This window comes from Candidatus Nanosynbacter lyticus, from assembly GCF_030253515.1.
GTDB classification, from domain to species: Bacteria; Patescibacteriota; Saccharimonadia; order Saccharimonadales; family Saccharimonadaceae; genus Nanosynbacter; species Nanosynbacter lyticus_A.
The window spans coordinates 1-22,466 of the sequence record NZ_CP124549.1; the positions used below are offsets into that span (position 1 = coordinate 1).

Consider the following 22,466-nt stretch of genomic DNA (forward strand, 5'->3'; position numbering starts at 1 on the left):
GTGAATAGTCAAGCTATTTGGCAGGGAGTGCTGGGTGAAATTGAGGTTTCAATTCCGCCATCGTCATTTTCGACCTGGTTTAAGTCGACCGAGCTTGACATTATATCTGCTAATGAGGTGGCCGTCCTATCACCCAACCCCTTCGTGTTGACACAGCTGGAAAAACGCTACTATCAGCGCATCGCTGACGGCTTGAAGCGAAGCGGCCTTGCGGTCTCGACGATTCATTTTCGACCCAAAAAAACAGCTGCTCGAAAGCAGCGCCTCAGCCGTGATGAACCAAATTCAGCGGCCGCCACCCAACCGATCATCAAGCAGTCTAAAAAATCAGCAACCAACCTCAACCCGCGCTATACCTTTGACAACTTCATCGTTGGCTCGAGTAATGACTTGGCGCACGCCGCCTGTCAAGCAATTGCCGCTAGTCCTGGCACCAAATATAACCCGCTTTATCTCTATGGCGGTTCGGGGCTTGGCAAGACCCATTTAATGCAGGCCGTTGGTAACGAGATTATTAAGCGCCAACCCTCCGCCCGCGTGCTATATACCACCACCGAGACCTTTGTTAGTGAATTTCTCGACTCGATTCGCTTCAAGAAAAAAGGATTTTCCGACAAATATCGTAACGTCGATGTCCTGATCGTTGACGATATGCAGTTTATCGCCAATAAGGAAAAAACTCAGGACGAGTTCTTTCACACCTTTAACGACCTACACCAAAACGACAAGCAAATTATCATCAGCTCTGACAAGCCGCCCAAAAGCATCCCTACCCTGACCGACCGCCTGCGCAGTCGCTTTGAGTGGGGCATGACGATTGACGTGCAGATGCCGGATTATGAAACTCGCTGCGCTATCGTTACTGCCAAGGCCGGCCTGAGCAATGTCGAATTATCCGCCGATGTCGTCGAATATCTCGCCACCAATTTCAAGACCAATATTCGCGAACTTGAGGGGGCGCTCAATCAACTCCTAGCCTACGCCGAGATGCAGAACATCACGCCCGATACCGAAACCGCCGAGGGGCTACTTGGTAATATCAAGCGCTCTCGCCCGCAACATATCACCGCCAAGCAAATTATCGACAAAACTGCTCGCCACTTTGGCGTTGAGGTCAAGGATGTGTGTTCACCAAAGCGCGATAAATACATCATGCAGCCACGCCAAATTGCCATGTACCTGCTGCGCAGCGAGCTCAAGATGAGCTTTCCAAAAATTGCCCAAGAGCTTGGCCGCAAAGACCACACCACCGCCATTCATTCGGTTGACAAAATTAGCAAGGAGATGCTCATTAGCGTCAACATTCGTGAACAAATTAACGACATCCGGGACAAGCTCTATGTGTAAAACCTGGGTAAAACGTGCGCGTAACCAGCGACAAACTTGTGAACGACTATCCACTAATCTGGTTATCATCAAATGGGCTAAGCAGCATCACGTGGATAATCGGCGTCTTGTCCACGACACCATACCCAGCAAATCCACTATCTTTTCCACTGACACAATACCACTACTACCCCTGTCCAAACACGATCTTTACCCAGTTTCCACAGTACCTATTATTACTAACTACTGAATAAAGATAAGAAAAAGGATTATAATAAGAATATGAAGCTCACCGTCACCCAAGAAAACCTCGCCAGAGCCCTCGCTAATGTCGGGCGCATCGCCGCTAGTCGTAACGAACTGGCGATACTGAATAACATTTTATTACGAACCGATGGCTCTCGGCTGGTCGTAGCGGCGACGAATCTGGAGATCGCCTCTACCCAGTATGTTGGCGCCAAGGTCGAGAGGCCCGGCTCGATAACTATCCCAGCCCGACTAGTGAGCGAGTTTGTCGCCAGCCTGCCAAGTGGTACGGTCGAGTTGGAGGTTAAGGACGAGCATCTACATCTGACCGCAGACAAGTTTTCATCCGTTATTAATGGTGTCGTGGCGGATGAGTTTCCGGAGCTACCGACAGTGGATGAGCAGACGGCGGTGCGACTGGATATGAGTGCCGATGAGCTAAAAAAGGCAGTTTCGCAAACCATTATCGCGACGTCTAGTGATGCCACGCGGGCGGTGTTAACTGGTGTGTACTGGCATACCTATAATGGTGAGTTGTGTCTAGCGGCCACGGACGGTTATCGGTTGGCGGAGAAACGGCTGATGAGATTTGACGGTGAAATTACCGCCATCGTGCCAGCATCGACACTCCAGGAGGTGCTGCGGAGTCTCGATACCGAAACAAGTGACGTAAGTTTGTTTTTTGATGAAACACAGGTCGGGTTTCGGACGGATCACTTAGAGATCGTGAGTCGGCTAATCGATGGTAAATTTCCCGACTATCGTCAACTGATTCCTAAACTCGCCGAGACCGAGGTGGTAATTAGAAAAGCCGATTTCCTGCGCATCACCAAGGTTGCCAGTCTCTTTGCGCGCGAATCGGGTGGCGGCATTACCCTCAAGGCTAGTCACGAGCAAGCGCTACTATCAATCCATTCAATTGCTTCGGAGCTCGGTGAGAATACCTCTGAGGCTAGTGCCGAGGTGTCGAGCGACGGCGAGATTACGCTCAATTCTCGTTATCTGATCGAGTCACTTGGCGCCACTGATGGCGAGACTGTCACCTTCTCGTTTAACGGCAAACTGTCGCCATGCGTCATCCGCGAGCAGACCCCCACGCCAGATTGTATGCATATTGTTATGCCGTTGAAGCGCTAGGCTAGTTGAGTGATCGACCGTCTTGAGTAATGGCAATTCGTCGACTATTATCGTAATCAATAGTGATATTGTAGGCTAATTTATCCTCAACAGTAATAGTAAATGATAGCGTATTTTTTCCTGATGATGTATCACGTACGATATCTTTTATCGTTGTTTGTGTAGCGATACGTGATAGTTTGTGGTCATAAGAATAATCGCTCATGATTAGCTTCTCAATGTAGTCAGTGTCATTGCCGGTTAGTTGGTTAGATAATGAATTGCCGTACTGATCATTTTGGCCGCTCCAGTTGACAACTAGATACGGGCTTCGTAGTCCACGCATTCGTGAAAAGTCATCATTACAGCCAAAATAACCGTATATTAGCTGATCAGTTGGTAGGCATGAAACGGTTGTACCATATTGATACTGGGCATCCTCGTCAAGATTGGTTTTTTGTGACCACGTATATTCGACAAGATACGATTGCTGTAGGCTTTTAATATCAACAATGAAGTTAACGGTGTGGATGTCTTTCGCTTGATCATGAGTTTGCTTGAACGACCCGTCGCGGACAAGGATGTCTTTAATAGAGTTGTCCGGCAAATTGCCAGCGTAATTGTTACGGATGGCGGTATATAATGCGTGACGGATTGTTTCGAGGGTTTTAGCGTCGGTCGGTTTACCATTTGTATATGTACTGAGATTTTCGATATGCATTTCTCCACCAAGAGGGTTGCGTAGCAGTAGTATATAGGCAACCGTAGTGATAATAACAACACCAATAAACCCCAAGATAATGAAAATTAGTTTTTTATTATAGTGCAACATTACCACCACCTCCACCTGTGCTTGCTCCAACATAACTTGCTACTGCCGACATGTCAACTTCTGGGTAGGCAAACTCATCTGGTAGGCGACCGAGCCACGCCTTTGTCTCGTTGATCTTACCTACGCGAATGAAACCAGATCCACCACCCGATTGTGTACCATCACCGCGCCCCTTACCGGGACCACTACAGCTCGCTTGGCCAACGATAACAGTATCACCGTGAATGCCGAGGACGACACCAGTATGTCCATACCGCCCACCGTTCCAGCTAAATATTGCTCCAACCTTTGGTGTTTTGCCGGTTGGCACGCGCCTATTGCTCCTTAAGTATGACACAACCGCCTCTCCATTTCCGGGTGTATAGACGCCTTTTGTAGAAGTGAACTTGTTTAAAAAGAATACAGAGAACGACACACAATTCGAGCCGCCACCATTACAATTATTCCACAGATAACCACCCATAGCCTTCTGGCTTTCATTGTTCTTATTTTCGCCGTAATTCATCATGAATTTCTTTGCCTGCTCTTCGTTGAGGCCGCCTTCGGAGATGGTGCCGCCTCCACCTCCACTACCATCACTGCAGTTAGTAGCGGCACCAGAAGCTGCTGCGGCTGCGATAGAAGGATCTGGCTCCCAGCTCATGGCTTTGTTAGCATAAGCTGCGCGAATATCGGTTCGTGGGATACCAGCACCAAAGAACTTCTTTACCATAATAGAGGTTGCCTCGTTTACGTTGCCCGAGGCCGTCATTTCGGCAAGAACGTTTTTACGCGAGGTCGGTGCAAGATTCTGGAGCTGCCACCAGACGATAGCTAGTTGCACCTCGAGGCTGGTAACATCACCCTGGACGCCAGCCTGCTGTTGCCAATAAAGGACGGCTACGCCCGGGTCCCACTGGGCGATTCCCCAGGCATCACCCATACCAGCCGGTTTACTCGGGTTCCATGGGTGGTACTTACCGCCGGCCTTGAGCGGATTTGGCTCGGAGCCTTTATTTTGACGAAGAATTGGGTTACCTTTTGACTCCTGATATAAATTACCAACGATTGCTGCTGCAACAAACTTTGGCGCACCTTTGGATATAAAGTAATTAAATGCTTTCTTTAGATTATCTTCGCCGACTAGCTCGCCTGCTGCCCCACTCGCTGACTGTGCAGCATTTGGTGAACAGTTTGTATCTTCAGAATTATTACTAAAAAGGATACTATTGTCTTCAAATGTCGCGCGCAGTTGATCGGTATTTAGTTCGGCAAATACCGGTGAGCTCCCAAAAAGCAGCGAAATAATTGATATAATAATAGCGACTCTTTGAAAGGCTAATTTTCGTTCCATAATTTCCTCGCTCGCTCTCTCGCGTTATCCGGTAGTATGTTACCACCAGCTGCCCGCCACGCCTCCCTGCCGGTTGAATATGCGATGAGCTGTAAATTGCCGTGATCATCTTTCTTTAATATGACATATAATGTGCGCGATGGATTGGTAGTCGTAACATTGGCAGCAATTGCTTTCAGAAAAATCCACTCACTTTCGAAGTCAATTTTTTCGAGAAATGTTTGTCGCGGTGTTGTCGTAACTTGTAGGTTGGTAAAAGCAGCGGAAGCCGATTCGCGCAATGTTTTTTCTGGGATTGTAAGATTTTTAGTTGGTCCTGGGTTTAATGGAGTGTTGTTGCGGATAACAACTAGAATAATGACGATTATCAGCGCAATCGCCGCGACGCACAGTCCGGCTATAATCGCCAACGATCGCCTATCGTCACGTGGCTGCTGGGAGTAATAACTCATGTTATCTATCATAACGCTACTGGCTCCCCACTTGCGGTTCGAATGGTGATGGTGTTATCCGCGATAGTAAACTGCACGACATACGCGGTGGTGTTCTTAACGGTCACGGTGAATGATATTACCCTTTCATCAAAAACTACATTAGTGATCGCTCCAGACACAAGGGTATCAGAGGTCGCATGTTTACTTACGTAGTGGCGAAGAATCGCTGCAACGAGTGAATTTTGAGTGTCATCATTGATGAATGCGGCCAGTGTTTTATTGGCGCTATTCTTCGTATCCCACCCGCTGAGGATCAACTGCTGTGTTGTTGGCTGGCCACTGCCGCCGGTTGGTCCCTCGTACTGTTTACCCTCTGATTGGTTGTTATTAGGCGATTGCGATGGGGCCGATGGGTTGGTGGGTGGTAGCAGTAGAATGACGACAACGACTGAGGCGGAGAGTATGATGAATGATAACGTAGCAATAATTGCTGTTTTGTGTGCTAAAAGGAACTCTCTCACGATGACCGCCCTCCAACTTTTTTCGGTCCAGTGATCACCCACATACCTGTTGTGCCATCATTCTCTTCATTTTTACCCTTGTCTGCCTTTTCACCAAAGTGAAATTCGCTCGCCGCAAAGCCGGCTTTGTTTTCGGTGTTGGAGCGCTTATTCGGATCACCAACGAGGAACTTACCGTCAGCAGTTTTTCCGCGAATAAACATAATGTGACCACCCTGGATAAACGGTGTTTTCCCGCCAACTGATATAAGAACTAGGCCACCTTCGGACAGACCTCTTGAGGCATTCTCGGCGCTTGGCTGTACTTTCTTGATCGTAATACCGAACTTATCCTTAAATAGCTGAGCTTTACTTTCCCATATCCAATTCGAACCACAATGCTCACCACCCCTCTGGCCATCGTTTTGATAGAAAAACTCAGCCATTTTTTCTGGATCAACGGTTGTATTGCCGACAGTCGAGATGATAGCAGCCATAGAGGTTGGCGCACAGCCACAATCACCAATATTACCAATGCCGTATTTTTTATTCTTCCATGGCTCTTCTGACTGATAGTACATCTTAATTTGATCGAGATTTTCGCCGGTTTGGGAGTTTGAGGCGCCATTAGACTGATTACTGCCGACAAGCTCTTCGTCGTCTTCGCCGTTAATGGAATTTTGGATCTGATAATCCATTAAAAAGACGGAGATGGCGGCGAGGGTTCTGCTGTCGGCGGTGTCAATTGAGCCAAAGTCGGTGTCGGCGCTTGTTTTGCCATTTTCGCTTTCGACAACAGGACGATAACCGCCGCTGGAGAGTTTGCCAGTAGTTTGCCTGGTACTAGATTCATCGAGAACGCAGCCGGTCATATTGGTCGAGTATTCTGCTGAGCTGACATCGCTACAAGATTCAATAAACGATTTTAGCGGCGTATTGTCTTTTATATATCCTTTACTGACCAATGCCTCAATGTCGTCTTCTTTTTCTATATCAACACTTTCATCAATCCACCCAGCCTTTGCCAGGATCTCTCGTGCCTCCTCAACACCCATATCGTCCTGCTGTTTAGTGAAGCCCGTACACCCAGCGCCGGCAAAGTTCACTGCCGGGGTAACGTCGCGGCCATTAACCTCGGACTTTAAGCCAAAGTCTTCGGCATAACCACAGTAATTTGCCGAGTAGTTATCGCTCGCGTTGGCGGCGGTTCCAAATGAAAGCGCCATTGCTGGGAGGTGGATGATATTAGAGAAGATTGATGCGAATGAATTATTATAACTACCAGACTGGAGCATCATCTGACGCAGGTTAAAGGTGAGGCTGCCGAGGAATGTGTGGCGACTAGAGGTGTCGAATGGGCTGAGTGAGGCGATGTCGTATTCACGTTGTTGTCGCTCGTTAGCGAGACGAACTTGATTAAAACTAGAGAGGCCTTTTTTAGACAATACCGGCAGATGTTTTGCTGAGTTTGCTGCTGCAAAAAATGCACCAGCCGATGTTCCGAGCATATCACCAAACTCTTTACCCTTAGCATTTGCAATGTCATTATCGCCAACGATGGCTTTGAATATCGCCTGAACAGCTGCACTTGTGGCCGCTTTGGTTATTTCGCCTATAATGACAGAGGTAATCTGAGAGATTGCGAAATCACCCACTGCCTTGACAATACCGCCGATAAGTGTTGGCGCTGCTAGGGCTGTCGCTGCTGCATCGACGGCCATGGCTGTGTACATAGCCTGGTCGCTCATGATGACGTTACAGGCGCCCTTGGTGGCATCTTTATATTGATACATCGCTTGGATGGCTGGATGACGACGAACTTTAAGTCCGGGTGCAAATTTTTCAGATAGCGGAACTTTATTTTTATTGACACCCATAGCAGAGAGCAGGAGTGGTGAATCAAGGGCTGACTCGGCTTTGCCATTACTGCCTTTGTGGCGAGAGGTTAACATTGTGCCAACAAACTCCATACCAGCAGCAGTCATTGCGAAGCGCGGATCAAGGCCTGAAGCCTTTTGTTGTGATCCTGGTGAGAGAACGATATTAGCTATCGGTGGGATAAGTGCCGCCATTTGCGCTCCAGCGACACCGCCAACGATAAAGTCGGGCACATGTCCAGCGATACAGGCACCTGTTGCGAGGGTATAGGCTGAGCCAGCACGCCGCGCACGCTTCAGTTTTTTGTCGGCATGCGTTTTGGCTTTGTTACCAGACTCTTCGATGTCTGCTTGGTTTACTTTATCGTCAGCACGATATTCTTCAGATGGGGTCTTCTTTTTTTCACCGTCAGAACCGGTTGGGCTTTGATTTTGTCGGTTATTCTTTTTGTTTTCTTCGGCCCACGTGGCCGCTCCCCCGTTTCGCTTTATGCGCTTAAACTTACTAAAGAACTTTTTGGCGAGATATTTACTTGACCAAACGCGAAATCGCATGTTAAATGCACCGGATCGACCAAGGACTTTGGCGGCAAGACCACGGTTTTCTTTAGCACTTAAAAAACCGGGCAAGTCTTGAGCCTTGATATGTTTACCGTCAACGATGAACTTTTCTGGGTTACCACTGGGGTAGCCAAGCCTTTTTAGATTAAGCGGTTTGCCTTTAGCATCGGCCGCCACGACACCGTGCTTTGCGAGACGGCGTAAACCTTTATTTGAAATCGTGCCGGCCTTGCACTTCATCTTTTTACTATTGCAAACGCCGGGCTTTGTGATCATATTCGCCAAGTTTTTTGCGAGACGTCGTTCAGAGACAACTGAACTAGAATCGTTGCCAAGAGTTAGGTTTTCCATGAGATTGATGAGCATTGATGCCGGACCAAACACCGAAGCCAGTAGACCACCACCAACACCAAATAATATCATTAAACCAGCGATACCGCCGCGTTTTTTAGCAAGAGCGATGAGCTTAGCGGCTTGACTTTTGGGCATAGTTCGATTAGATTTTTCTGGTTGATAAAAACCACTTTGTGGTCCTTGATTTGCAGTACCATTCTCTTTGTCTGTTATTTTTTGTGCAGCACCCTCGATGTTGGCATCTCGATTCGCCTGGTAGCCGAACTGATCATTATCAAGGCCATCATCTCGTAGACTAGCCTCTATCTGGTCGAGCGCTGCTTGCTCACCAGCATTCAGTTGCTCCGATGAATCATCATGTAGCTCAAACGGGTTTGCTCGCCCATCAGCATCAGGATCGGTCGTGGTGTCAAATCGCGGCGGTTTTGTTGCTGTTGCCATATGCCTCCAATTATACTACACTGCCCCGTACCCGCCGAGCGGTGTTTCTGATGGTAGTTGGTGTCGAGAGATCGGCGAGGTGTTGATGAGTTCGTATTCGGTGTCGCTAGCCTGGATCTGAATGTGGACGTGGTTTTGTCCGGCAAAGAATAACCCCTGCCCCACGGGGAAATTGGCAAGGCGTTTTTGCTCTTCCTCGGTTAGCTTAAAGACGCTGGAAAGGACATCAACGGCGCTGGTTGACTGCTTGAGTAGCAGCTGCATCGATGAGTTGGCGACAATGGCACGGCCCATCTTGCTGCCCATAAAGTCCTCGACGTCCTGGGTGATGGTCGTGAGGCCGAGCTGGTATTTGCGGGCACGCTTGGCGAGAGAAAACAGGAAGTTGGCCGAGTCGTCGTAGCGCATCAGCTGCCACGCCTCATCGACGATGAGCATGCGTCGTTTTTGGTCGGTACGTGTAATGTTCCAGATGTGATTGAGCACAATATACATAGCGATCGGCCGCAGCTCGTCCTCGAGGTCGCGGATATTAAAGACCACCATGGTGTTATTGATATCAATATTTGACTGCTGGCTAAAGATACCAGCGAAAGTACCGGAGGTAAATTTGCGCAGCCGCTGAGCGAGGCTTGGCCCGGTGCCACCCATATGAAGCAGTGTATCGTAGAGATCGGCAATGGTTGGTGGTGTCGAATGGTGGGTCAATGGGTCAGCGGTGATGCCGACGCGGGCGTACGTATCAATCAGTGCCTGGTCAATATCAGCCTCCTCGGCAGCCGTCAGTCCAGCGATAATCTGCCCGCCCGCCGTCGTCTGTGAGCCACCCAGCATCTGCCGCAGCAACCCGTGCAGCGTCACTAAATTCGCCCTCAGTGCATCGTCTGCCTCATCGGTATCAATCACCCGCGGCAGATCAAACGGATTGATGCGGGTATCGCTGTTGAGGCTGAGTCGAATGTAGCTACCGCCAACGGCGTCGGACAATTTCTGGTATTCGTTTTCTGGGTCGATGATCACGATGTCCGAGCCAAGCATCATGCTGCGCAGCGCCTCGAGCTTGACCGTGAACGACTTACCGGCACCAGATTTCGCGAACACTACCATATTAGCATTCTCGAGGGAAAAGCGGTCAAAAATTACCAAGCCGTTGTTGTGCATATTGATACCATAGAGCACGCCCTTGCCGTCGGTCAGGTCGGCCGAGGTAAACGGAAAGCTGGTGGAAATAGCGCCGGTATTCATGTTGCGGCGAACCTGGAGCTGGTCGGTCAGCTGTGGAATAGTGCTATTGAGGCCCTGCTCCTGTTGAGCTGAGGCAACCTTAGAAAACACCAGCTGCTGGCCAAAAATTGTCTCGATCTTGTGTTGGATAAAGTTGAGCTCATCAATGCTGTCGGCATAAATCGTGATGTAAAGGCCAAAGCGGAAGAACTTTTCCGAGCCGATCTGTAGCTGATTGCGTAGTTCCTCGGCGTCCTGCAATGCCGCTTCCATGGCTGGGTCGCGCACCTTGCCCTTCTCGGAATTGATGCTAAGGCTGGCCTCGAGCTGAGTCACTTTCTTACGTAGGTTGTTGAGCACCACCTGGGTATCAACCGGGTAAATGAACATACTGATATCCAGCACCTCGTCGATGTTGATCACCGAGCTGAGCCAACCGGTGTATAGCTCGCGCGGATACCCGTAGACGTACATGGTGCGGCCGTATTTTGAGCCGAGGCGGAAGTGGTCAGACTTGAGCTCGAGGCTGCTCGGAGCGATAAAGTCGCGCAAGGTTCTCACGCCAGTGAGAAAGGCCTGCTCAACCTCGGCCTGCTCGCGGGCCCGCTGTTGGGCGGCGATATCAATGGCGTCTAGCTTCTTTTTCCTAGCCATGTCGTGCTCCTCCATATCCATGTGGCGACTCGCCCTGCCCCTTGCGGACATAGGTTGTCGCCAGTTCATCGGCACCAACACTGAGTGGCTGCTGTGGCGCCACGTCGGGGTTGTATGAACTATAGAATAATTCGCCCAGCTGTTTGGTATTAAGCTGCGCGCTCTTTACGCCCATCTGAAACAGCCCGCTCATTACCGAATCAACTCGGTTCTTAATTTCATCCTTGGCCTTTTCGTAGGCGGTTTGTTCAATCTTGGTGACGGTGTTGTCTTTCTTGCCGCCGAAGAAGCTATCGAATAGACCCTTGGCCTGCTGCTTGATAACTTGCATGTCGCCACTCTGATAATACGGCACAACGATATAAAAATCCTTATCCATAATATTGGCTTCTTGGGCGAGGACATCGATGAAGTTGATGTAGTCATCCATCAGCACGTTCAGGAGCATATTGTCTTGGTTGCGGCGAATGTCAATCAGGCGGTCGATGTACGGCCCGATGTCAACGCGCCGTGAGCGAATGAGTACTTGAACCGGAAAATATAACGAGTTAAGGAAGTTTTGGTAGCTAAATTCGATTCCCTCACGCTCGCGGCCACTCATCAGGTCGAAGTTGATTGACTGACACTGAACAATCGCCCGAAAGCTGCCGTCATTCATGATGATCATGTTCTCGCGCATCTCAGAAAATAGCAGTGTGTTCTGGGTGCTGGTCGGGCCTTTTTGTTGAGGCTTTGCCTGGCCAGTCGGCTGCTTGGCGGGTTGTTGCGGGGTTTGCTGTGGTTGGTTGGGCTCGGGTGCGGACGGTGGGTTGGGGGCTGGTTGTGCCACGGGTTGTGCGCTTGGCATCGGCTGTGGCTGGGCTGGCGCCTGCGGTAATTGCTGTGGCAGCGGGCTGAACTGATCAGGGTACTGAGCGTACAGTGAGGTTGGTTCTGCGGAGACTGGGTCAGGCCCAGAGGCAATAACCCCCGGCATGGTTGGTGGATTTGACGCTGCACCAAACGGTGGTGCAGCGGCTGCATCTGGTGGATAGTGATATGGTTGCTGTTGCTGATTTGGTTGCATAGACATCCCACCTAGTGAAGCGAAATCACGACTTCCTTATCATGTTCTTTTTGGATACGACCGGCCTCTCGTTGCAGTGAGGCGACCGACAGATCGCTGTGATTACGCGCTAGATCCATTATAGCAGGCGAGACGGGTGCTGTGCTAGGGGGCGCCTGGTCGGTGTGAGTCGTCGCGGTCGTCTGCTCGCTGATGGGCGTGATGATAGACTGCTGCATAGTTGGATAGGGGTTGAAGGTCGAGGTTTGTAGCGAGTAGGCTTGGTCGTCTTGGCTGTCTTGGGTGGTCTGGGTGGTTGGGGTAGTTTGGGCTCGCTGCATTTGCTGGACAATTTTATCATGGCGTCTTTCGTCGGCTCGCTCAATGAGTGTTTCAAAGGCGCGGGCTGTCTTGCTACTTGGGTCGAGCGGGTCTTGGGCGGTTTGGGCCTCGTTGTACCAATCCGCCTGCATCGAACTATTCATCACCGAGCTGTTTGGATTATCGACACCGCGCACCGACCAGCCGTGCGTGTCCACCAGCGTTGCCAGATACGACAGCCGGCGATTGACCTCGGCCTGGTCATACCCCTTGCCGTATTGCTTTTCCTCAATCCGCGGGGCGATCACCTCGACCATTCGCTCAATGCCATCGGCTCGCCACAGTCGCTGCTTGGGCTTGAGGATGAACGAAATAACCGCTGCGAGGTACACCTCCATCGGCTGATCCTTGCGCAGCGGCAAGGCTAACGCTCCGAAAAACAGTGCAACCGGCACCGGGATAATCGCCAGCGGCGGCAGCACCGAGAACAGCCCCCACGCCAGCGCAATCATGCCGATCGCGACGATCAAGAAAATAAACTGCTTGAAACTAAACGGCCCGAGCAGCTTGTCTTCAGCTTCCACATCCTGGGGAACTTTGTAGACAGCCATTGAGTATTATTATAGCAGACTCTGAATGCCTTTGAGGGCGTCTCCTTGCTCACGAGTATATCGACCCTTATAGAGCTCGTCTGTTAGGACGGTTTCAATACTCTCATTGAGGAATTCCTTTGTATCAGGGGTTAATTGCGCAGCAATATTGTACTTTTGCATCATATCAAGCGTATCCTCAAGGAATACCGCGTCACTTGCCAGGGCTTTGTCGGCACTCAACTTACCCTTCTCAAAAGCCTTTATCATATTGCGCACCTTGAAGGCGTCACCGGTATCCTTGATAGCATTGGCCTGTATATCAACACACTCCGATCCACCTAGCCACCATGGTCGTGCACTATTGTTTTTCAATGCTACACCAAGTTCTTGGGCGAGGTCGTCTGTCAAATTATTCATCTGTACCTTGCTGAGCATATCGAGTAGCGGTTTAGCACCACGACTGCTTGCGATCTTGCGACCAGCCGCATTCCTGATGTCGTCGGTTGCTGGGATATTGCCAACAGCATTGCCACCGATGAGACTTACTGTGTCGGCATCGCTCACGTTGCTGCCGTTGAGGATAGCGGTGGCATTCTTGACCGATTCTTCGTAGGCGGCACTCACCGTTTGAGCGGCAGCAGCGGCGGCGCGTCGCGACCCAAGATCATCACTCATACCTGGAATTGATGCGTAGTAAGCGTCCTCGATACCACCAGCGGCCGATCGAAGCTCTGCGCCGGTATTGTCATCACGCATGGCACGAGCGAACTGATCGTTGAGGACACGATCGATACCGCTCTTGCGCAAACCTTGAACCGCGAGAGTTTGATGTGAATCACGTGCTCGTTGTACAGCCTCTTGGACTGCGGTGTTATTGGCAACATTTTCTGGCAATTCCCCGTGTCCAGTCTGAAGCGCCGTAAAGCGATTGTCGAGCACCTGCTTCTCAGCATCAACCATCTGACGAATGGACCGTGATTGGAAATCCTGAACGATAGCCGCCTTGTCAGTACTTTGATGCGCATTCCATGCTGACTGCAGCTTCCCTTCGGCGATATTTTTATCTTCTTCAACAGAGCGCCTAAACTGGTCAAGCTTTCTGTAGCTGGCGGTTTCGGTGCGCTGTACGTTTGACTGATTACGCAGCCCCTCTAGCCTATCCTTACGGTTTTGTGATGACTGCGCCAGTCTGCGTCGCCATGCCGTTGGGGTAAATTTGCTATTTGGACGTTTGTTGAGTTTTTTATGTTTAGTAATCTCGCTCTGCTCTTTTGCCCAGTTCTTAGATCGGTCGAATAATCCCTTACTGCGGTCGTTGACGAGACCAGTGAATTTGCCGAGGAGCCCGCCACCCAACTTAATCATCAACGGCGTCAGGGCGAGTGGCGCGATCTGGACTGCCATACCGAGGATATACATCACTGCCCCGTTCGGGCCTGCGGCGTTTTGCATAATGACTGAGCCTGCCAGCTGCGCTCCACCAAAGGCTGCCGCAAACCCCGGGAAGAATATCAGCATCGTCAAGAAGACGTCCTTCCACTTGTCAAACCACTTCTCCGTACCCGGCAACAAGTAAGCCACAAAAGCCAACGGCGAAATGATAATCAAAATAACGATCAACGCCTGACGGGCGGCCATAATGATAACAACGAGAAGAATAACAAGTCCAATACCACACAAAAGCGGCACAACAAAAGGAAGTAGCTCGGCTCGCATATGGAGCCCCGCAGCCAACGCCGCACCGCCAGCGGCACCTCCCAAAATCTGGAAGGTGACCTCTTGCCAGGTCATGGGTTCAGACGCTGGCGCCGATCCGCCCAGGGTGGCGACTGTGTTACGAATATTCATGAACATGTCCTGGAGCGCACTTCCGGCGATGTTTGACAGGTCGAGGAGGATGGCGCAGACGTGGAATGACAAATTAACCAGTATCGCCGCGACAATTAACCGAGGCAGCATCTTTTTGATGCCATAATTGGAGATGCCCATAGAAGTAACTTGTGAATAAATAATGACTATGAACATGATGATAAAGATACCGTTGGCGATGTTGCGAACGATATTCCAAGCCAGAAAGATACCGCTAGTCTGATTACCCGTCTGAAGCGGCGGCACCACGAGGAAGCTTTTGAGCACCCCAAACATCCAGTCGATGGAGCTAGCTAACCACGCCGAAACGGGACAAAGGATCCAGCCGATACCGCCAGCAACCTCGCACGAAGATGCAGAGTTTTGGCTCGGTGGGTCAATTGATAGTGTGGTCGATTCTTTCTTTGTGTAGGTGTTTGGCGCAGTATACGTGAATGTCGTTAGGGACACCGAGGTCATTGATCCGAGGTCGCCTGTTGACGGAAAATGAATGACGCGGACGTCTTGATTATTGGCTACAGTTTTCTTTGACATGTAGACCACTTGGTCAGACCCTAAGTTAAGGGCCTTTAGTTTGTCGACGTCGGAAACTCGCTCAAAGGTTTCGTTGTCGTAGGATATTTTGCTACTATCCCACTTCGCGTCCGCCGCCAGCGCCTGGCCCGAGGTTACGACCGTACTCAAAAAAATACTGACTAGGAGGCCCACCGCCAGCAATATAAACCACTGCAACCATCGCATCGACGATCGCCCTTGTGAACGTAACCACTCCATTACCGACAATGGTAGCATTTTTACAGAGAAAAGTCAATAGTTTTTAGCTGGCGGTAGGTGGATTGCTGTTTCGATTATTGCGATTATTTTGATTATTTGGCGGTGCTGAAGGTGGGGATTGCGGTGGAGCTGGCCCTCTGCCTGTTCCGGCGACGAATGTTCGCCCCGTTGGGGTGTCTGATGGGACTGCCTCGGTGATATTGTTAATTTCTACCGTAGAATTAATCGCATTTTTGACGTCATCTGCTGTTACGCCGCTCATGTCATGCGGTACTCGCAGCTCCTGAGGTTCGGCTACTCTATCGCTGTTTCGTATATTTTCAAGCTCTTTGCGCGCACTACCCGATATCGAGGTATTAATACGTTTATTGTCAAGCACTGAGGCTGCCCTCTCGGCGGAGACACCGACCATTTTCTGGCCACCCTTAGTGAATTCAGTTTCACCAGCGACCTTGATGGCACTTGATGTCTGTCGTGCCAATTTTTCATCACTTAATCCGCTGACCCCCTTGGCGGTCAGTTCGGCCATTTGTTGCTGGCTAAAGCTGACCGAGGTTGCTCCGTCCTGTTCCATCTGGTCGATAGCCGTTCTACCCATTTCAAACAGACCGGCATGGTCATCTTTCATTCTGGTAAGGGTTTCTGCCATGCGGCGGTTGCTGATGGTTCCACCACCCTGGAGATACTCGTACATTTGTTCGGCACCGCGCTTACCAGTTGACTCTAATTTCTTAAAGGCAATGTGTTTAAGTATCTCGTTGTCTCCAGCGCCTCTCAGTGCAGCGGCCGCATCGCCGTTGTACCGATAATCAAGCATACGCTCTGCTGTCTTGCGCTCTTCGTCATCAACCGCATCCTGACCTTCGGCAGCACTGCGAATACCATAATCTCCTCCGAGGAAGCGGTTATTTGCTAAGGCGCTCTCGTTAAATCTTTTGCTGAACCGAGATTTTCGATTTCTCCAGAATTTATCTAGGGCTCCGGTGCCCTCCCATGCCCCGGCCCGCATGAGGGCCTTGCGGCGCTGTCGTCGCTGCTTGCGGAATTTTTGCATCTCGCCAAGCCGTGAACTATCATACCTATCTTTTGCCCAGTTTCTGGCGCTGCCACCGAGACTACCGCCAGCGTTGTTGATGTGCTGACCGATCGCCCCGGCAACGTCGATAGCTTTCTTGAGGACACTCCACACGGCGATGAGTGGCAGGACTTTGATTAGCTCACCGACAATCTGCATGATCGTGTCATTTCCACCCCCGGCCTTAACGACAGCCCCCGCCAGTATGCCGCCACCGAACAGTAGGCCGATTGTCGGAAAGACCATGAGTAGTCCCACAAAGATTGAGCGCCATTTACTAAATAATTTTTCGGTATTTGGCAGCAGAAAGGCAACAAAAGCCAGCGGTGAGATGACGATGAGGATGATGATGAGCGCTTTGCGGGCGATTAACAGCACAGCGACGGTCGCCATAACAACTAGCCCAGAAACAAGCGCCCCAATCAAGACTGCGAGGGCGAGAATCCCGGCGGTGCCTGCGGCAAGGATGGTTAAGGCAAAGCCCCCCCATGTACCACGTCCTTGACCTGATTGAAAAATTTCATTTGCTCGGGTAATCTCGTCGCCAATGCCGCCAATGCCAGCACGCAGGCTATAGCCGAGGATGTTAGACAGGTCAACGGCAATTTGACAGATGTAAATTGATACGTTCACGAGGATTGCAGCGATGATAAGGCGAGGCAGCATCTTTTTAATGCCGTAGTTTGAGATACCAAAGCCAGTGAGCTGAGAGATAATGATCGCTAAGAACATAATAATGAACGCACCATTGGCAATATTGCGCATAATTCCCCAGGCTGCTTGCACCTCACCTCCAGAGGCGAGGCCCGGCTCAATCTTTAGGAAGTTATCGGCGATCATGGCAAAAGCCGCGTCTGAAATATCAGCCAAGAAATTAACGACTGGACAAATGAGCCAACCGAGGTCTTTGACGGCACACTCTGGCTTTTTCTCGTCGCCCCCGCTCTGGCCAGAGGGGGTGTCGGCGGAGATACCAGAGAGGGCGCTTTTTAGCTCACCATCGGAATAATTTGACTGTTTGGCGATACACTTTATATATTCATCAGAACTCGCCACGGCACCACTTGACGGCATCTTATCCTTACAAGCGTTCATCCAGCTGTCAACTTGTTGTTTACATATTTGCTCCGCTGGCCCTCCGACGCCTCCGCCGTTTTTCTCGATACATTTTTTTAGGAGAGTGTCATAAACGGCCTTGCGGGTATTATCGGCGGCTTCGGTTTTTGCTGATTTTGCGGCTGCTTCAGCGTTGTCTGATGCCCACTGTGCAATCTCCGCACATGACATCTCTGTTTTTGCACCACCAGAAGGACCATAAGGCGAGTCAGCTCCATGAAACATACGAACCCTTTTACCTGCATCCGGGAGATAAAAATATCCATAAGCTGCCGTACTGTCAGTTAAAGCAACCGCTGTTTTTTTATTGCGCTGATCGGCCTTTATGTCATTACTTGCGGCGTCATCCCCGCTATCATATCCTCGCCACTCGGCCTTACAACCAGCGTTTTGGGCCGACAAGAGTGCCGCCATCGCCGTGGAATAATTAACCAATGCCGAGTCGAACTTTAGGCTTTTACCAGCCTTTTTTTCAAGAACCTGAATTGCGTACGTGCCCCTGTCCCTTGGTATATTCCACCTACCACCGCTGTACTCACCCTTGGTAATATTGCTAATACAGTCAAGGCCGGCGTTATCTCGCCACTCACCCTTTAGCGCGCAGAACATGTCGGTAAAAGAACTGTAGCCAAATGTATCTCGTGTGGCGGACACTAGTTCTTTACAGCTAAACTGCCCATCGTCACCGTCGGCAACTGGACCGACGGTAGTAATAGTGGTGAAGCTGCCGCCCCAATCACCGCTGGCAATTCTTGCTGGGGTGAGTCCACTATCAAATCCTTGACGATGACTAATACAGTTGCTCATGGCCAACGCGAGAGAGCGCTGTTTGACTTGGGCGAGATATGGCGAATAATCAAGCCGCGCCCGAGCCGCGTTAGCGGTTGGCGACAGCGCAAAAAACGTCATGAGCATCGGAACGACTAATAGTGCGGCCAGCCCAACCAAGGTAATGCGAATACGTCGATGCGGGGTCTTTTTTTGCGTAAGCATTATGAGAATATATTACCACGCTTATGCTAGTAATTCAAAAAGAGGGGCTCATCCCCTCTTTTTGGTATGTTGCTATGCTGAGTGCGACCAGCTCACTTTAGGAGTCGACACCGCTGTAGCCAGTAACCTCGTCGTCGACAATTTGCCACAGATCACCGTTCTTAACCACCCTGAAAAGAGAACCGGTAGTTACACCATTGGTAATCGTTGATTCATAAACAAGCTGGAGGCCTTGCGTCGGTAGTGTTTCGCCAGTCTTTGGGTCCACATAGGGCTTGGCTTCTGCAAACCTTACCTTTAGTACCTTAAACATTTCGGAGCCGGGTACATTTTTTTGATAGCCGCTCTCTTCCTTCTTATCCTTAGCATCCAGGAGTGCCACAATAGTCTTTCTGGCGGCATATTCTGAAGTTGATATCTTCCCGCTCCGCAGCATATCATCTAGAGCAGACTTCCTTAGCTCAGGATTCCCATAAAATGCCGCAGATGTAACCATTCTTGCAAAGTCAGGATCCCACGGACCAGTGTCAAAACCTGCAACCACGGGACCGAGTATTTTGGCTGCAACTTCTTCGGCGGAGTCTGTTTCCGATGCGGGCTCTGTGCAGTATTTGCCAGGCTTAACGGCCGCCCCCGACGGATTATATAAGTCATTATTTGGGCTTTTGGTTCTTCCCCATATCGTGTCCTTCTTAAGTGTCTCCCTATACGGCACTAAGCGCTTTTCTAGTGGAAGGTTGGCAAACCTCTCTGGGGTTATGTCCTTGAACTCCTCCCTGACTTGATCGTATTTCTCCTCGGCTAGATCCTTTGGATCAACAGTCTCAGACGGTGATGGTGAGGCAGATGGTGACTCTGATGGGTCTAATGAAGCGCTTGATGATGGGCTTTTCTCTGGTACTGCTAAGCGATCACCCCCACCACAGCCCGCAAGGCCCACTACAACTGTAGCGCCGAGAGTAACCCCGGCTAAAGCCTTTTTAAGCTTATCCTTAGCCCTCTCAAGAAGAGACGGCTTGTCAAGAGACGGACCGTCATTTAATGAACTACTTGGGTCATGGTTGTATCCTTCCATAACGCTTGGAGTCCTTTCTCTGGCCGGTGGCCAGTCATAGTGTAGTTTTAACCCACCTCAGAGTAGATAATTGGAACTCTGAATAACATCATTGTAACACATTATGAATATTTAGCAATACCCCGCGGCAACAAAATAAACAAAACAACCCTTATGCTTTAGAAAAACGGGTTGTTGGATAACGAAAATCTAATTCTGGCGCGCCCGACCGGATTCGAACCGGCGATCTCCTCCGTGACAGGGAGGCGTGATAGGCCAACTTCACTACGGGCGCATAACTTTCCGTATGATAGCAAACTTTTATGGCTTTTTCAAGAAATCGTTTGCATTTTTCCCGCCACTATTTTACAATTTAGGGTAAGAGATCCGTTATGACAAAAAGAAATATTTTCATCACCGCTATCTTTCTCGCAACCATTATCTGCGGCGTCGTGCTGTCTGGTATGCCTGCGTTCGCTGATACTGAATGCGGCGGCGCAAAGACCTCGATCATTAATTGTAGCGGTGCGACTGGTGATGCTGCTATTCTCGGTATCATCAAAATGGTTATCCAGATCATGACTGCTGGTATCGGCATCTTGGCGGTCGGTACGGTGATATACGGCGGTATTCTCTATTCTGCGTCTGGCGGTAGTCCAGACAATATCAAAAAGGCCAAAGAGCTCTGGGTTAACACTGCCATCGGTCTTCTTATCTTTGCATTTTTTGTAGCCATCACTAATTTCCTGATTCCTGGGGGGGTGTTCTGATGAAGCATATTGTGATCGCGCTGGGGCTGATGATCGCGGGGTCACTGATGCTGTCGGTGATTCAAGCAACGCCGGCCAGCGCGGCCTGTGGCGGCAACATCTTGACGCTCAAGCCGTGGTACGACGGGCTGACCAAGTCGGATTGTAATCTCAAAGCGATTGTCGACAATAACGATAAGCGCGCCCAAAACGATCCGGACAATTACGCCACGCTCAATGGCTTTATCTGGCGGGCGATACTGAATGTTGTCGAGGATTTGTTGCAGCTGGCGGGCTTTGTGACGGTCGGCTTTGTGATATACGGCGGCTTTTTGTACTTGACGAGCAATGGTGAGCCGGGACAGATGGCCAATGGCATGAAAACGGTGATTAATGCGGCGATCGGCCTGGTGATTGCTATCGCCTCGGTGGCGCTGGTGAATGTCGTGGCTGACGGATTGGGGTTGCCACGATCATGATGCGATTTGTAGCCGGTGTATTGGGGTCGCCAGATTCGCTGGGCATTCCGACGAACGGTGCTTCGGCGGATGCACTGGGCAACATCCTCAATACGGTGTATTTCTTTGCCGGGGCGATCGCGATTTTGATGTTGGTGCTGGCCGGTATCAATTACGCCAATTCGGGCGGCGACACCAACAAGCTCACCAAGGCGAAAAACACCATCCTTGGTACCGTTATCGGCATTATTATCATCCTCTCCGCATTTCTCATTACTAACTTTGTCATTAGTGGCATGAAAGGATCGGCAATATGAAAAAACTCGTAGTCATTATCGGCGTGATAGCGGCGCTCATTGCCCCGTTGGTAGTCACCTCAAATGTATCCGCCCAGAGTGTCGACATTTACGGCGCCTGCTCGGGCTCCAGTGGTGAAGTCTGTAAAAACCGTGGCGCGACGGTACAGCCACTGTTTAGGAACCTCATCAATGCTATCTTGCTCATCCTCGGCGCCATTTCTGTCATCATGATCATCATTGGCGGCTTTCAGTATGTGACCTCGGCCGGCGACTCTAATAAGGTTAAAACTGCCAAGTCGACCATTATGTACGCGGTGATCGGTGTCGCCGTAGCGCTTCTATCGTATGCCATTGTTGATTTTGTGTTTGGCAAAATATAAGAAAAAAGGAGAAATGTATGAAACGATATAGAAAAACCCTCGTAGCCGCCGTTTTGTCATTAGCGGTTGCTGTCGTGGCCGTCGTCATGCCGATCGCCCTGCCGTCCGCGTCGGCCCAATTTAAGAGCGGTTTGGATGCAGCTCGAACGGATGAGATGAGCACGAAGCCTATTGGCACCACCATTGGCGAGGTGGTTAATATCTTTCTCTACTTCGTCGGTGCGGTGGCAGTTATCGTTGTGATCTGGGGCGGTTTTCAGTACATTACCTCGTCAGGCGATAGCCAGAAAGCGACCACTGCTAAAAACACCATCATGTACGCGGTGATCGGTATCGTTGTGGTGGTCATGTCGTACGCTATCGTTAACTGGGTCTTTGGCTTGTTTAAGTAGCTAAATGATGATAGAATAACAGCTGAAACCATATCAAATAATAAACGAGGAATAAAGAATGAACAAGTTAAAACTCATTGTTGTCGGCGTTGTGGCCACTCTGGCATTGGCATTTGCAACGGTCCCAGTAGCTCATGCAGACTACAACCTGGATAAGGGTATCAGTGACTCAAAGGGTGACCGGGTTGCCGAGAAGGTCGATGATCCACAGCAACTGGTCAAGGGTATCGTCAACGGTATTCTCTACTTCGTCGGTATCTTGTCAGTGATTATGTTGATCTGGGGCGGTATCCTTTACACGACTTCATCTGGTGACTCGAATAAGGTGACTACTGCTAAAAACACCATCATGTACGCAGTAATTGGTTTAGTGGTGGCGATCTTTGCCTATGCGATCGTTAACTTTGTTCTCACAACATCGCGCGGTGTAAGTTCATAAACCGCATCTTG

At 50.1% G+C, this 22,466-nt stretch carries 19 protein-coding genes and 1 tRNA gene; 8 read left to right on the top strand and 12 right to left on the bottom strand.

Annotated elements, in window-relative coordinates:
• Together dnaA and dnaN are read left to right on the top strand one after the other, a co-directional pair.
• Positions 1-1,347: a chromosomal replication initiator protein DnaA gene (gene dnaA / locus NLML1_RS00005; protein ID WP_285441570.1), complete on the top strand. Its 1,347-nt coding sequence runs from the start codon at positions 1-3 to the stop codon at positions 1,345-1,347.
• Between the two features lie 261 nt (positions 1,348-1,608).
• The gene (dnaN, locus tag NLML1_RS00010; RefSeq protein WP_285441571.1) at positions 1,609-2,709 is read left to right on the top strand and encodes a DNA polymerase III subunit beta; all 1,101 of its coding nucleotides are present in this window, start codon (positions 1,609-1,611) and stop codon (positions 2,707-2,709) included.
• A gap of 1 nt (position 2,710) precedes the next feature.
• Here dnaN and NLML1_RS00015 read toward each other — a convergent pair whose 3' ends face one another.
• The 12 genes from NLML1_RS00015 to NLML1_RS00070 all read right to left on the bottom strand — a co-directional run bounded on the left by NLML1_RS00015 (position 2,711) and on the right by NLML1_RS00070 (position 20,033).
• On the bottom strand, positions 2,711-3,520 hold the full coding sequence (locus NLML1_RS00015) for a hypothetical protein (RefSeq protein ID WP_285441572.1): 810 nt from the start codon (positions 3,518-3,520) through the stop codon (positions 2,711-2,713).
• On the bottom strand, positions 3,507-4,853 hold the full coding sequence (locus tag NLML1_RS00020) for a phage tail tip lysozyme (RefSeq protein WP_285441573.1): 1,347 nt from the start codon (positions 4,851-4,853) through the stop codon (positions 3,507-3,509). The genes NLML1_RS00015 and NLML1_RS00020 overlap by 14 nt, the downstream gene beginning before the upstream one ends.
• The gene (locus NLML1_RS00025; RefSeq protein ID WP_285441574.1) at positions 4,838-5,305 is read right to left on the bottom strand and encodes a hypothetical protein; all 468 of its coding nucleotides are present in this window, start codon (positions 5,303-5,305) and stop codon (positions 4,838-4,840) included. Before NLML1_RS00025 ends, NLML1_RS00020 begins: the two co-directional genes overlap by 16 nt.
• A gap of 8 nt (positions 5,306-5,313) precedes the next feature.
• Positions 5,314-5,808: a hypothetical protein gene (locus NLML1_RS00030; protein WP_285441575.1), complete on the bottom strand. Its 495-nt coding sequence runs from the start codon at positions 5,806-5,808 to the stop codon at positions 5,314-5,316.
• A complete protein-coding gene (locus NLML1_RS00035) occupies positions 5,805-9,020 on the bottom strand; it encodes a C39 family peptidase (protein ID WP_285441576.1) in 3,216 nt (1,071 codons plus the stop codon). The genes NLML1_RS00030 and NLML1_RS00035 overlap by 4 nt, the downstream gene beginning before the upstream one ends.
• Before the next feature lie 15 nt (positions 9,021-9,035).
• Positions 9,036-10,898, bottom strand: a complete 1,863-nt coding sequence (locus NLML1_RS00040) for a VirB4-like conjugal transfer ATPase, CD1110 family (protein WP_138076015.1) — start codon at positions 10,896-10,898, stop codon at positions 9,036-9,038.
• On the bottom strand, positions 10,891-11,964 hold the full coding sequence (locus NLML1_RS00045; protein WP_285441577.1) for a TraC-like domain-containing protein: 1,074 nt from the start codon (positions 11,962-11,964) through the stop codon (positions 10,891-10,893). Before NLML1_RS00045 ends, NLML1_RS00040 begins: the two co-directional genes overlap by 8 nt.
• Before the next feature lie 11 nt (positions 11,965-11,975).
• Positions 11,976-12,875: a PrgI family protein gene (locus tag NLML1_RS00050; RefSeq protein WP_285441578.1), complete on the bottom strand. Its 900-nt coding sequence runs from the start codon at positions 12,873-12,875 to the stop codon at positions 11,976-11,978.
• Between the two features lie 9 nt (positions 12,876-12,884).
• Complete coding sequence (locus tag NLML1_RS00055; protein WP_285441579.1) at positions 12,885-15,500, bottom strand: inorganic phosphate transporter; 2,616 nt, start codon at positions 15,498-15,500, stop codon at positions 12,885-12,887.
• A 43-nt stretch (positions 15,501-15,543) separates the two neighbouring features.
• Positions 15,544-18,684 (bottom strand): TrbL/VirB6 family protein, encoded by a 3,141-nt coding sequence (locus NLML1_RS00060; RefSeq protein WP_285441580.1) that lies wholly within the window; start codon positions 18,682-18,684, stop codon positions 15,544-15,546.
• A 97-nt stretch (positions 18,685-18,781) separates the two neighbouring features.
• Positions 18,782-19,759: a hypothetical protein gene (locus NLML1_RS00065; protein WP_285441581.1), complete on the bottom strand. Its 978-nt coding sequence runs from the start codon at positions 19,757-19,759 to the stop codon at positions 18,782-18,784.
• Positions 19,760-19,955: 196 nt separating this feature from the next.
• Positions 19,956-20,033 (bottom strand) — tRNA-Asp (locus NLML1_RS00070).
• 97 nt (positions 20,034-20,130) lie between these two features.
• Between NLML1_RS00070 and NLML1_RS00075 the strand changes: the two genes are divergently transcribed.
• The 6 genes from NLML1_RS00075 to NLML1_RS00100 are packed head-to-tail and all read left to right on the top strand — an operon-like array spanning position 20,131 to position 22,455.
• Positions 20,131-20,508 carry a hypothetical protein gene (locus NLML1_RS00075; protein ID WP_138076025.1) on the top strand — a complete coding sequence of 126 codons (378 nt, stop codon included), beginning with the start codon at positions 20,131-20,133 and terminating at the stop codon, positions 20,506-20,508.
• Positions 20,508-20,966: a pilin gene (locus tag NLML1_RS00080; protein ID WP_285441582.1), complete on the top strand. Its 459-nt coding sequence runs from the start codon at positions 20,508-20,510 to the stop codon at positions 20,964-20,966. Before NLML1_RS00075 ends, NLML1_RS00080 begins: the two co-directional genes overlap by 1 nt.
• Entirely contained in the window at positions 20,963-21,262 is a 300-nt protein-coding gene (locus NLML1_RS00085; RefSeq protein ID WP_171277449.1) for a pilin, read from the top strand. Before NLML1_RS00080 ends, NLML1_RS00085 begins: the two co-directional genes overlap by 4 nt.
• Positions 21,259-21,624 (top strand): hypothetical protein, encoded by a 366-nt coding sequence (locus NLML1_RS00090; RefSeq protein WP_285441583.1) that lies wholly within the window; start codon positions 21,259-21,261, stop codon positions 21,622-21,624. Before NLML1_RS00085 ends, NLML1_RS00090 begins: the two co-directional genes overlap by 4 nt.
• A 17-nt stretch (positions 21,625-21,641) precedes the next feature.
• Positions 21,642-22,016 carry an Mbov_0395 family pilin-like conjugal transfer protein gene (locus tag NLML1_RS00095; RefSeq protein ID WP_171271605.1) on the top strand — a complete coding sequence of 125 codons (375 nt, stop codon included), beginning with the start codon at positions 21,642-21,644 and terminating at the stop codon, positions 22,014-22,016.
• Between the two features lie 58 nt (positions 22,017-22,074).
• Positions 22,075-22,455: an Mbov_0395 family pilin-like conjugal transfer protein gene (locus tag NLML1_RS00100; protein ID WP_162453890.1), complete on the top strand. Its 381-nt coding sequence runs from the start codon at positions 22,075-22,077 to the stop codon at positions 22,453-22,455.
• Positions 22,456-22,466: the final 11 nt, after the last annotated feature.

What these genes read in the sequence shown, in the direction of transcription:
- dnaN (WP_285441571.1), top strand. Translation starts at nt 1,609, where the DNA reads ATGAAGCTCACCGTCACCCAAGAAAACCTCGCCAGAGCCCTCGCTAAT.
- NLML1_RS00015 (WP_285441572.1), bottom strand. Translation starts at nt 3,520, where the DNA reads ATGTTGCACTATAATAAAAAACTAATTTTCATTATCTTGGGGTTTATT.
- NLML1_RS00020 (WP_285441573.1), bottom strand. Translation starts at nt 4,853, where the DNA reads ATGGAACGAAAATTAGCCTTTCAAAGAGTCGCTATTATTATATCAATT.
- NLML1_RS00025 (WP_285441574.1), bottom strand. Translation starts at nt 5,305, where the DNA reads ATGAGTTATTACTCCCAGCAGCCACGTGACGATAGGCGATCGTTGGCG.
- NLML1_RS00035 (WP_285441576.1), bottom strand. Translation starts at nt 9,020, where the DNA reads ATGGCAACAGCAACAAAACCGCCGCGATTTGACACCACGACCGATCCT.
- NLML1_RS00040 (WP_138076015.1), bottom strand. Translation starts at nt 10,898, where the DNA reads ATGGCTAGGAAAAAGAAGCTAGACGCCATTGATATCGCCGCCCAACAG.
- NLML1_RS00045 (WP_285441577.1), bottom strand. Translation starts at nt 11,964, where the DNA reads ATGCAACCAAATCAGCAACAGCAACCATATCACTATCCACCAGATGCA.
- NLML1_RS00050 (WP_285441578.1), bottom strand. Translation starts at nt 12,875, where the DNA reads ATGGCTGTCTACAAAGTTCCCCAGGATGTGGAAGCTGAAGACAAGCTG.
- NLML1_RS00055 (WP_285441579.1), bottom strand. Translation starts at nt 15,500, where the DNA reads ATGGAGTGGTTACGTTCACAAGGGCGATCGTCGATGCGATGGTTGCAG.
- NLML1_RS00060 (WP_285441580.1), bottom strand. Translation starts at nt 18,684, where the DNA reads ATGCTTACGCAAAAAAAGACCCCGCATCGACGTATTCGCATTACCTTG.
- NLML1_RS00065 (WP_285441581.1), bottom strand. Translation starts at nt 19,759, where the DNA reads ATGGAAGGATACAACCATGACCCAAGTAGTTCATTAAATGACGGTCCG.
- NLML1_RS00075 (WP_138076025.1), top strand. Translation starts at nt 20,131, where the DNA reads ATGACAAAAAGAAATATTTTCATCACCGCTATCTTTCTCGCAACCATT.
- NLML1_RS00080 (WP_285441582.1), top strand. Translation starts at nt 20,508, where the DNA reads ATGAAGCATATTGTGATCGCGCTGGGGCTGATGATCGCGGGGTCACTG.
- NLML1_RS00085 (WP_171277449.1), top strand. Translation starts at nt 20,963, where the DNA reads ATGATGCGATTTGTAGCCGGTGTATTGGGGTCGCCAGATTCGCTGGGC.
- NLML1_RS00090 (WP_285441583.1), top strand. Translation starts at nt 21,259, where the DNA reads ATGAAAAAACTCGTAGTCATTATCGGCGTGATAGCGGCGCTCATTGCC.
- NLML1_RS00095 (WP_171271605.1), top strand. Translation starts at nt 21,642, where the DNA reads ATGAAACGATATAGAAAAACCCTCGTAGCCGCCGTTTTGTCATTAGCG.
- NLML1_RS00100 (WP_162453890.1), top strand. Translation starts at nt 22,075, where the DNA reads ATGAACAAGTTAAAACTCATTGTTGTCGGCGTTGTGGCCACTCTGGCA.